Source organism: Ruminococcus sp. YRD2003 (assembly GCA_900109435.1).
Classification (GTDB): domain Bacteria; phylum Bacillota; class Clostridia; order Oscillospirales; family Ruminococcaceae; genus Ruminococcus; species Ruminococcus flavefaciens_G.
The window spans coordinates 4,627-15,228 of the sequence record FNZT01000027.1 but is presented as its reverse complement, the minus strand read 5'-3'; the positions used below and the strand labels follow the sequence as shown (position 1 = coordinate 15,228).

General features: G+C 51.0%; 9 protein-coding genes, 1 tRNA gene, 2 rRNA genes and 1 pseudogene. 5 read left to right on the top strand and 8 right to left on the bottom strand.

The window, feature by feature from the left end:
- From BMX22_RS15235 to BMX22_RS15220, 4 genes and pseudogenes are all read left to right on the top strand, one after another.
- Positions 1-239: ribosomal RNA gene (locus BMX22_RS15235) — 23S ribosomal RNA — on the top strand; the annotation flags it as partial.
- Between the two features lie 51 nt (positions 240-290).
- A 5S ribosomal RNA gene (rrf, locus tag BMX22_RS15230) occupies positions 291-407 on the top strand.
- Between the two features lie 43 nt (positions 408-450).
- Positions 451-527, top strand: a tRNA-Ile gene (locus BMX22_RS15225).
- 604 nt (positions 528-1,131) lie between these two features.
- Positions 1,132-1,443: pseudogene (locus tag BMX22_RS15220) on the top strand (TIR domain-containing protein); the annotation flags it as partial.
- 190 nt (positions 1,444-1,633) lie between these two features.
- Here BMX22_RS15220 and BMX22_RS15215 read toward each other — a convergent pair.
- From BMX22_RS15215 to BMX22_RS15175, 8 genes are all read right to left on the bottom strand, one after another.
- Positions 1,634-1,879 (bottom strand): helix-turn-helix domain-containing protein, encoded by a 246-nt coding sequence (locus tag BMX22_RS15215; protein WP_074743462.1) that lies wholly within the window; start codon positions 1,877-1,879, stop codon positions 1,634-1,636.
- Between the two features lie 388 nt (positions 1,880-2,267).
- Positions 2,268-3,122, bottom strand: coding sequence for a metal ABC transporter permease (locus BMX22_RS15205; protein WP_074743460.1), 855 nt, complete (start codon positions 3,120-3,122; stop codon positions 2,268-2,270).
- Entirely contained in the window at positions 3,115-3,828 is a 714-nt protein-coding gene (locus tag BMX22_RS15200; protein WP_074743458.1) for a metal ABC transporter ATP-binding protein, read from the bottom strand. Before BMX22_RS15200 ends, BMX22_RS15205 begins: the two co-directional genes overlap by 8 nt.
- Positions 3,828-4,799: a metal ABC transporter substrate-binding protein gene (locus BMX22_RS15195; RefSeq protein WP_074743456.1), complete on the bottom strand. Its 972-nt coding sequence runs from the start codon at positions 4,797-4,799 to the stop codon at positions 3,828-3,830. The genes BMX22_RS15200 and BMX22_RS15195 overlap by 1 nt, the downstream gene beginning before the upstream one ends.
- 151 nt (positions 4,800-4,950) lie before the next feature.
- Positions 4,951-5,415 carry a C-GCAxxG-C-C family protein gene (locus BMX22_RS15190; protein ID WP_074743454.1) on the bottom strand — a complete coding sequence of 155 codons (465 nt, stop codon included), beginning with the start codon at positions 5,413-5,415 and terminating at the stop codon, positions 4,951-4,953.
- On the bottom strand, positions 5,412-6,092 hold the full coding sequence (locus BMX22_RS15185) for a ComF family protein (protein WP_074743452.1): 681 nt from the start codon (positions 6,090-6,092) through the stop codon (positions 5,412-5,414). Before BMX22_RS15185 ends, BMX22_RS15190 begins: the two co-directional genes overlap by 4 nt.
- Positions 6,092-7,207, bottom strand: a complete 1,116-nt coding sequence (locus tag BMX22_RS15180; protein WP_074743450.1) for a THUMP domain-containing class I SAM-dependent RNA methyltransferase — start codon at positions 7,205-7,207, stop codon at positions 6,092-6,094. The genes BMX22_RS15185 and BMX22_RS15180 overlap by 1 nt, the downstream gene beginning before the upstream one ends.
- 144 nt (positions 7,208-7,351) lie before the next feature.
- Entirely contained in the window at positions 7,352-9,982 is a 2,631-nt protein-coding gene (locus BMX22_RS15175; protein WP_081349252.1) for a transglycosylase domain-containing protein, read from the bottom strand.
- A gap of 189 nt (positions 9,983-10,171) precedes the next feature.
- Between BMX22_RS15175 and BMX22_RS15170 the strand changes: the two genes are divergently transcribed.
- Entirely contained in the window at positions 10,172-10,507 is a 336-nt protein-coding gene (locus BMX22_RS15170; protein ID WP_074743446.1) for a hypothetical protein, read from the top strand.
- The last annotated feature ends 95 nt before the right edge of the window (positions 10,508-10,602 follow it).

Genomic DNA, 10,602 nt, shown 5'->3' with positions numbered 1-10,602 from the left:
CGAGAGGACCGGGATGGACGCACCTCTGGTGCACCAGTTGTCACGCCAGTGGCACAGCTGGGCAGCTATGTGCGGAACGGATAAACGCTGAAGGCATCTAAGCGTGAAGCCGACCTCAAGATAAGATATCCCATCGTAAGAGTAAGACCCCTCAAAGACTATGAGGTTGATAGGTGCAAGGTGTAAGCGTGGTGACGCGTTCAGCCAGCGCATACTAATCGGTCGAGGGCTTTTCCTTTTGATTCATGTGAGGTTCTCCCTCAGCATTGAGCTTTGTTCAGTTTTTAAGAGTTGGTGCATATTGCGATGAGGTCACACCCGTTCCCATTCCGAACACGGAAGTTAAGCTCATCCGCGTCGATGATACTCGGCTGGTGACGGCCCGGGAAAGTAGATCTGTGCCAGCACAAAGGTTAAACGGAAGTCAAAGACTTCCGTTTAATTGTATAAGGGCCAATAGCTCAGTTGGTTAGAGCATCCGGCTCATAACCGGACGGTCCGGGGTTCGAGTCCCTGTTGGCCCACCATGATGGCATAACAAAAATGATGACATGCCCAAAAAAGCCCGATTATTCGGGCTTTTTTGCTATCCAAATCTCTGGAAGTTTCTCTAAAAAATGGGGGATGACATTGAGGTGTTTTAAGGCTTTTTAGGGAGTTGAACCCCCACAAGGCGGTTTATGAGCTCCTCAAAAGTCGAAATACAGGCAAATATCGATTTTCTCGGCAAAAAATAGTACACAAAGTTTCGGACTCGGTTTTAGTGGTTTTCACGAAATGTGAAAACACTGGAATCGAGTCCTTTTTTGTTTCCCCGAAAACCAAGTGATAGAAAACCTATCAGCGATTTGTGAGCCGTTTCTGACGGCATTGGTGGCAGGTCGGGAAACTACACCACCGAGATCAGCTAAAGCCGCTTTGAACGATTTGTGCGGTGTGTGAAGCGGTCGTACAGTATAATTCTCCTGCGCGGAATATAAGTTACGATTACAGAACAATTATGACGCGAAAAAGCCAGCGGAGGCTCTCCGCCAGATACATAGAAAGCATATCACGCCTTCTGTCTATGGAATAATTATGTAACAGGAGGAAATCAGATGAACAAATTCTACATGAACGGTAGAGAAACTTGAGGAATATAGTTCTGAAGTAGGTTATGCTATTGTATTAGCTACACCTGATGACGAAGGAAAATCTAAAAATGAGGAGTCATTAAAAGCTCGAGTAAGACAAAATGTTGTACTTGAACTAGGAATGTTTCTTGCTAAACTCGGAAGAGAAAAAGTTGCAATTTTACTGAAGGAGTCTATAGATTTTGAGAAGCCCTCTGATATTCAGGGACTAATATATATTCCTTTTAGTAATAAAGTTGATGAAGTATCAATCAGCCTTATTAGAGAGTTATCAAGACAAGGGTATAACATTGATGCCTCTAAAATATGACTAGACTATATTGATTTTGAAAAGGAAGGATTACGAAAAATTTCTTTCTAAACATTGGCTGTTCCAATTATAAAAAGGAATAATCAGTTAGTAAAAACGTTTAAGTCCTGTTATCTTTTTGAATTTGGGCAAAGCATTCCATGTTTAAAAATGAAATAATACCAAATCGTATTGTAATATTATGATGTTTTTATATAGGAGATTGACAAGCTTTTGAAGCGATGCAAGGATCGAAAAGTCTATGATCTTTTGCACACAGTAACTTTCTGAGTTCACCAGTGTTAACTCGTAGCTTTTTTTGAGTCTTGTATTTTTTTAGCCAGTTATATATCGATCCTCTGGATATGCTGTATTCATTTGCGAGTGCAGTAATACTCTCGCCTGATAAACAACGTTCAACAATAATCTCCTTCAGTTCATCAGATGGTCTTTTCATTACTTCATCTCCCATGTCAATTATTCTGCAAATACTTGCAGTATGGATGTTATATGGGATATTTGGAAAAGTGTCAATCATGGCTCTATGATTATGATGAATGTTCAATATGTAAATACATATTGGTGACTAAAGCCTTAAATTAGCCGTTTAAGCAATGTCAATATTTTTATTCAGCTGACACAGGCGCGGTTCAGTTCTTCTGGACCGCGTTTTCTATTTTTGAGGTTAAAATGTTGAACTTGCAGCGATGCTGGATAAAGTTCCATTTTATGAAAAATTTGGCTTTTCCGCTAATGAAGCGAAGCGGCTTCGTCTTATGTATCATGTTAAATAACATTAAAGCCCGCCTTGTTTGGCGGGCTTTTTGTAAGCGTTTCTTTTAATCTTATGTTTTCGTTTTTCCCATAATTGCCGAAATAAGCCAGAAAACGAGGAAAACTACGATATCCGCGGAGACAATGGTCGAGCCGACAGGCGTCGATGCAACGAGTGAAATGAGCATTCCTGCGGCGGCGCACACGACTGATATCACCGCTGAGCAGATGATAACGCTGCGGAAGCTTTTGAACAGCCTCATCGCCGAGAGAGCGGGGAATATGATGAGCGCTGAGATGAGCAGTGAACCAACGAGATTCATTGCGAGCACGATTATCAGCGCCGTTATAATGGCGATGAGGAGGTTATAGCCGTCGGAGTTGATACCCGTCGCCTTTGAGAAGCTCTCATCAAAGGTGACGCTGAAAATCTTATTGTAGAACAGGACGAAGATTACCAACACAACGGCTGACATTCCGATACAAAGCCAGACATCGAATGGTGTTAGGGAGAGAATAAGTGTCGAGCCGAAGAGAGTTCCGCAGACGTCGCCTGAGATATTGGATGAAGTCGGGAAGAGATTCATCAGCATATATCCGACCGCGAGCGTACCTACGGATATCATCGCGATAGCCGCATCGCCTTTTATCTTGGTGTTCTGCCCTGTTCTCAGCAGCAGGACAGCCGCGATGACTGTTACGGGCAGGACGATGAACATATTGTTCGTGAGACCTACTACCGACGCGACCGCCATAGCACCGAAAGCTACGTGCGATAGACCGTCGCCGATGAAGGAAAAGCGTTTCAAAACGAGGGTCACGCCGAGCAGCGAAGAGCAGAGAGATATCAGCAGTCCTACTATCAGTGCATACCAGACTATCGAAAAAGAGAGCGAGTGTTGGAGCTTTTCAATTATTTCAGCCATTTGACTCAGCCTCCGTTTCGATGAATGAGCGACCTATCCTGCTTTTGAGGTAGTCATCTTTTGTGCCGAAAAACAGCTGCTTTCTGCCGATGTGGAGTATGTGGGAGGCATATTTCATAGCCGCGCCGATGTCGTGGGAAACCATTATTATAGTTATCCCCGACTTGTTGAGGGAGGCTATCAGCTCGTACAGGTCATTCTGTGCGTGCGGGTCGAGGCCTGTCACAGGCTCGTCGAGCAGGAGCATTTTCTCAGTCGCGCACAGCGCGCGAGCGAGGAGGACTCTCTGCTGCTGACCTCCCGAAAGGTCACGGTAGCAGCGTTTTTCGAGGTCGCATATACCGAGCCTGTGCATATTCTTGTGCGCGAGAGCCTTTTCGTGCGAGTTGTAAAACGGGCGCAGCCCCGTCTTTGAGAGGCAGCCCGACAGCACAATCTCGCGTACCGAAGCGGGAAAGTCCTTCTGCACGGGCGTCTGCTGCGGGAGGTAGCCTATTTCCCTTGAGGAGAAGCCGTTCACCCACTTTATTTCTCCGCGCACGTGCGGCTTGAGCCCGAGCAGAGCCTTTATCAGCGTACTTTTTCCCGAGCCGTTCTCGCCGAGGATGCAGAGGTAATCTCCGCTTTCCACGGTAAAATTGAGGTCCTCGGTGACTATCCCGTCCTCATATCCGAGGGCGGCGTCCCTGCAAATTATCTGTTCCATCAGTTCAAAGCCTCTTTAAGCGTATTGAGATTATCGGTCATTAATTCGATATAGCTTGGTGCAGGCTTGCCGTCGGCAGCTTTAACCGACTGCATCGAGTTGAGGGTGAGCACTTTCTGCGACTTCGACTTTGTGCTTGCAATGACAGCGTCCGCGATAGAGCAGTCCGAGCCGTCTATCGTGAACACGTACTCTGCCCCGAGCTCGTCGCACTTGCCTGCGAGGAATGTGACTGTCTCGAAGCTCGCCTCGCTCTCTGACGAGCAGCCTTTGAATGCGGCATAGTAGTCAAGCCCGTAGTCGTCGACGAGGTAGCGGAAGGGGAAGCGGTCGCCGAAAATGAGCGTCCTGTTCTCAGCGGAATCGGTCAGCTCTTTATAGTCGTCGTCGAGGGCTGCAAGCTCGTCAATGTATGCCGAAGCATTGTTTTTGAAAATCTCAGCGTGCTCGCTGTCGGCATCTGAGAGGATTGACGCGATAGCAACCGTACAATCCTCAGCGTTGCGGAGCGAGAGCCATATATGCTCGTCAAATTCGGGCTCGTTCCCGCTGTCTTCCTCTTCTTCCTCGGTAGACTGCATACCCTCTTTGAGCTCCTCCTCGCGGAGTCTGCTGCCGAGCACGTCCATGAGGTCGATGACCTTCATATCCTTGTTGCGTGCGTTTTTGAGTGCGCTGTCGACCCACTTGTCGGATTCGCCACCCACATAAATGAAGACATCGCAGTCGGAAACAGTCATCATATCGTCGGCAGTGGGCTGATAATTGTGGAGGTCAGCGCCGTTGTCCATGAGGTATGTGAGGTCGGTATCGGGGGCACCCGAAACTATCTGACTTGTCCAGTCGTAGAGCGGATAGACGGTACATACGATGCTGAGCCTGCTGTCGTCGCGAGACTGAGCAGAGCAGCCTGTAGATATTGAAACTGCGAGTGCGAGAGCAGCCGCAGCGGAAATAATTCTTCTTAACATAACGAAGCTCCTTATAATGGTATCAGCTTATGAAAATGATAATCATTTTCAATTTTAAATTATACCATATTATAAGGAGCTTGTCAAGAGCATTCCGCGAAAAGATACGAGACCATTCTATGGTCGGCAGGAGGCAGTCCTCCTGTATCTCTTACACAGAGCCAAGAGGGTTTTCCTCAATATATTTATCCAGCACGTCCGCAGCCGTACAGACGAATCGTATGCATGGTCTGACCTTGTAATATTGCTCGGTGCGCTTGTCGGGGACAGGGGACTTGTCCACGCTCAGCCCCTTGAGCAGGTCACGGCAGATGATAGACTCATGCTGCCTGCGGAACTCCTCCGCGAGGTACTGAATACGCTTGTAGTGCTCGGCTTTTTCCTTGTCGTCGCTCTCGGAGCTGTATCCGTAGAGTATGCCCGCGACCATAAACATAGCCGAGCAGGCGCCGCAGACCTCGCGCATACGCCCCATGCCGCCGCCGAATGAGGACGACAGTTTCAGCGCGAGCTCCTCATCGAGCCCCGTGACGTCGCAGAATGCAGTAAATACAGCCTGAGCGCAGTTTCGCCCCTCCGCGAAGAGCTTGCAGGCTTTTTCAGCGTGATGGTTCATATTTCTTCCTCCCGTTCGTTTTCGTCGTTATTCACAGTCTTGCACGCACAGGCGCAATACACTTTTGCGGCGCCCGCTTCGAGCAGTACCGCCGCGAGCTCGGCAAGAGTGCTGCCTGTGGTGCATAGGTCGTCTATGAGAATTATCGTTTTGGATAGTATAGCGTTGGGAACAGCCACCGTGAACGCGCCGCGCATATTTACTTCGCGCTCGCTTTTGCGGAGTTCTTTCTGCGGCAGCGTCTCCACGCTCTTGACCACAGACTTTGCATCCACAGGTATGCCGAGCCGTCTGCCGACCTCCTCCGCGATGAGCTGCGACTGATTTGCGCCGCGTCTGCGCAGGTCGGACTTGAACATCGGCACGGGTATGAGCAGGTCAGCCTTGTCGAAGCCTTTTTCGAGGATACGCTCTGCTACAGCCGAGCCGAACGCAAACGGCGCATTTCCCATAACACCGCGCTTCATTAGCATTATCGCCTCTTTCATGTTCGGGCGATACTCATAGGCGGCAACAGTTCCCGCACAGCCTTTGACGGAAAAATCTTCCTCACAGCGGACAAGTATCTCGGTACATTTTTCGCAGAAGGAGTCGTTCGCGCCGATGACCTCTCCGCAGACAGGACAGCGCGACGGATATATCAGAGCGGCTAATTCCCGCAATTTTTCGCGTTCCATCAGAAGTACATATAGAGCTGGCACTTTATCATGCCGTTGTAGAGCTTGCGGCGCTTCTTTGCGTCTGAGCCGAAGAACTGCTCGAACTGCTCATGCGGCGAGATGATGTAGCTCTGACGGCTGCCGCCCTTGCCGAGCACACGCCCCATGCGCCTGTAGATGTCCTCAGCCTCACGGAGCTCGAGCAGACGCTCGCCGTAGGGCGGGTTACAGATGACGATAGAGTCCTCGGGCTGCACAAACTTGTCAATATCAGCCTGCTCGACCTTTATACGCGACTTTATGCCTGCCTTGTGGGCGTTATCGAGTGTGAGGGCGACAGCGGCGTCGTCGATATCAAAGCCGAAAGCGCGGAACTCTGCCGAGCGGTCAACGCCTTCGATAGCGCGCTTGCGCTCTTCCTGCCACACGGAGGCAGGGATAGAGCCCCATTTTTCGGCGGCAAATCGGCGGTTGATACCCACGGGTATCTTCAGAGCCTTCATAGCGGCTTCGATGAGGAGGGTACCGCTTCCGCAGAACGGGTCGCAGACGATACTGTCGGGACGCACTCTCGCGAGGTCGATGATACCCGCGGCGAGCGTCTCTTTAATGGGCGCGGCGTTGGAATTGCGCCTGTATCCGCGCTTATGGAGCCCGACTCCGCTCGTATCGAGGTAGAGAGTCACCACGTTTTTGAGGATACTGAACTTTATCTGCACGGTCGCGCCCGACTCGCTGAACCACTCCACGCCGTACTTGCTTTTCAGACGTTCAACGGCAGCCTTCTTGACGATAGACTGGCAGTCGGGAACGCTGTGGAGTGCCGAATCGAGGGAGTAGCCCTTAACGGGGAAGGCGTCGTCGATACCGATAAAGCGTTCGAGCTCCACGGAGCGTACGCCCTGAAACAGTTCCTCGAAGCTCTCGGCGCGGAACTCGATGAGCTCAATGAGCACGCGTTCGGCAGTTGAGAGGCAGAGGTTGGCGCGCGCGAGGATATTCTCGTCGCCCGTGAAGGTTATCTTGCCGTCGGTGACGGTGAGGTCGGTGCCTCCTATTTTTGTTATCTCGTATTTGAGTACGCTCTCCAGACCGAAGTGGCAGGGACAGCAAAGTCTAAGCTTGTCGCTCATAATTCCTCCTGTTCTTTTGTAGGGGCGCTTTCCGAGCGCCCGCAAATAATTCCGATATTCTTGGGAGTACAATGTGCCCATACTCTTCATTTAGCAACAGCCATAAAGAAGTCTGAGCTTCTCTATGGCTGTTGAGCAGTTATTTTACCATTCGGATACTCCGCCCGCATTCGGGTCGGCAGGAACATCACCGCCGCCGCCCGCATTCGGGTCTACCCAGCCGCCGCCGCCGGCGTTCGGGTCAGCGGGAACATCACCGCCGCCGCCGCCCGCATTCGGGTCAGCGGGAACATCACCGCCGCCGCCTGCATTCGGGTCAGCGGGAGCATTACCGCCGCCGCCCGCATTCGGGTCAACAGTGCTCGGGTCGGGAGCTACATAGTGAGCGCCGTCGCACGGAGGCGCATTGCTTGATTTCCAGTATCCCGTTATGCCCTTGGGACAGTTCGCACCTGCGATACAGCCCGTAGACGTACACATCGGAGCGTCGATAACTGTAGGACAGCGCTCGAAGTCGACGGGAGTATCCATGAACATCGTATCAGCATATTCGCCGATGATACGCTTCCAGACCTCAGAGGAGTGGAGCGAAGTCGGCAGCTGGAGGGAGTCGTTGTACTCGCGGTAGCCTATGGTGACGCCGCTTACGAAGTCACGCGTAAGTCCGACGAATGTGAGGTTCTGCCAGTTCTCCGAGGTACCGGTCTTACCGACGAGCACCTTATAGTTGAGGCGGGCGCCTGTACCTGTACCCTGGTCGATAACGTTCTTGAGGAGGCGGTTCATAACGTAAGCCGTCTCAGCGGAAACAGCCTGACGGGCGTTGCCGTCGTTGGAGTAGATGACCTTATGGCTGCCGTCCTCTATTTTGGAGATGATGTGAGCCTCATTGTAAACGCCGAGGTTTCCGTAGGGGATATATGCATTCACGAGGTTTTCAAGTGTGATACCCCATGTAAGAGCTCCGATAGACAGAGGCGAGTAGGACTCGTCGTCCGGGTCGAGCATCATACCCATATTCTCAGTCGCGAACTTGAATACTGCCTTTGGAGTAAGCTCCTGACAGAGCTGAGCGGGAACGGTATTGAACGACTTCTGGAGGAAGTAATAGATGTTGTACTGCTGGTTTGAGATACTTACCGCACTCGACTCTGAGTAGTTGGAAGGCCAAGGCTTACCGTTGACCTCCATGATAGGCTTATCGGTGCGGACGCTTCCCCAGTGGATAAGGTCGGTTTCAAGGGCGAGACCGTAGGTGGTTATCGGCTTTACAGTCGAACCTATCTGACGCGGCTCGGTCACGGCGTAGCTCGTTGAGAGTGAGCCCACCTTCGGACCGACGTTACCTACCTGACACATTACCGAGCCGTCGTATCTGAGAGCGACGAAAGCAACGTGCGGTATCTCCTCCTCGACCTCACCGTCGTTATCGAGGTCGACCCATCTTGCAACAAAGCCTCTGTCCATGAGGTTGTTGATGTCGAGCATCTTTTCCTCGACGTACTTCTGCATCTTGCGGTCGGTGGTGGAGTAGATGCGGTAGCCGCCCTTATTGATGCGTTCGATAGCCTCTTGCTGTGTTTCGAGGTTGAACTGTTTCTGAACGATATCAGCCGCCTCGTACATCATGGCGTCGACTTCCCACGTATAGGTCTTCTGCTCTGTTTCGAGCTCTTCGAGGTCGACTTCGGGGTGGAGCTCCTTGTACTCGGGAGACCATGTGTAGATTATCTTTGTATTGAGGTATTCCTGATACTCATCATAGGTGATGACGCCGTTCTTATACATCTGCCAGAGAACATAGCGCTGACGTATCTTGTTGTTAGCCTCACCGTCGACGATGATGTTGCCCTCCTCGTCGTAGGTCTCTACCTTAGGACCGTAGTATTCTGGGCTCTTGGGTATCGACGCGAGGACAGCCGCCTCGGGAATAGTGAGGTCCTGAACGTCCTTTCCGAAGTATCGGGTCGATGCGAGCTGAATGCCGTTTACAGGACCGCCGAATGCGATATAGTTGAGGTATTCCTCGAGTATCTCGTCCTTGGAGTAGGTCTTTTCGAGCTGCATCGCGGAGAATATCTCTCGTATCTTACGCTGCATGGAGTGCTCGTCGTCTCCCGTGAGAGCCTTGATGAGCTGCTGCGTGATAGTCGAACCGCCCTGCTCGGTATCGTAGAAATGCAGGAACATATTCAGGAATGCGGAGAATGTACGCTTGTAGTCGACACCGTCGTGCGAGTAGAAACGCTCGTCCTCGGTGCAGGTGAAGGCATTGCGGACATCCTGCGGTATCTTGTCGATAGTGATTGGGATACGCTGAACATCGGTCTTGATATGGTTGAGGACTATCAGCTTTTCCTCGCCTGTTTCCTCGTCGATATCGGTGCCGTAGAAGTAGGTGTCGCTTCCCGATTCGAGGGTCGCGAAGGTAACGCTCGTAGATTCCTCCATAAAGTCGAGGACGTATATCGTGAGCGCCGTAGCGACGATAGTGCCCGTGATTATCATTACGAGCAGCAGCGACAGCATCGTGGTAACGATAGCCGCGCCTATCTTCTTCAGCACAACGAGAAATTTATTCTTTTTCTTCTTCTTTTTCTTGGGAGCCGTATCCTGCATCGGAGCAGTATCGGGTCTGCGGACGGGTCTGCCCTGCGGGTAAGCGGGAGAGCCCTCTCTTGCAGGAGCGCCCTGCGGTCTCGGACGTCTTTCCCTCATATCCGATGGGGCGGGACGCCTGCGAGCTCCGCTGCGTTTTGGTGTTCTATCAGTCATTTTGTCAGGTCACCGCAAAAGCGGTAAAACTCCTTTCTGTAAAATGGTAAGTTGCATATTTATACATTGTATATTATACCACGTTTGAAAGCATTTGTTAATAGCTCGGCGAGATTTTTTTAAAGATTTGTATAATTTAGCAAAAAAGGCGAATAATAGACTTAATACTTTCAGCAAAGGAGAGATATTATGCTAAGGACTATCGACAAGCGGATATACTTGATGCTCATGACAGCACTGACGATATCGGGCTTCATAGTGATATGTACGCTCGGTCAGTCGATACACCGTCAGAAGCTCGCGAGCCGCATTTCTGTGACAGCGCCCGAGCCGACAGTCGTATGCGAGGTGCGGGAGTACAACGGACGGATAGGTCTTTTCAAGGACGGCAGCTCCGCTCCATACCGTGTCATTGATTACGACGTCGCGCTCATGCCTGATTTTGACCGCGAGCAGCTCCGTGAGGGCGTAGTAATGGAGACAGAGGAGGAGCTGCGCCGCTTCATGGAGGACATCGCGACCTGATGTAGGGGCGGCGGGGAGCCCCCGCTGGCGGTTCACGCGGTCGCTCGTAAACTTGCTAACCTGTACAGACCATGGGTTTATCGCCGCGTGTCTTA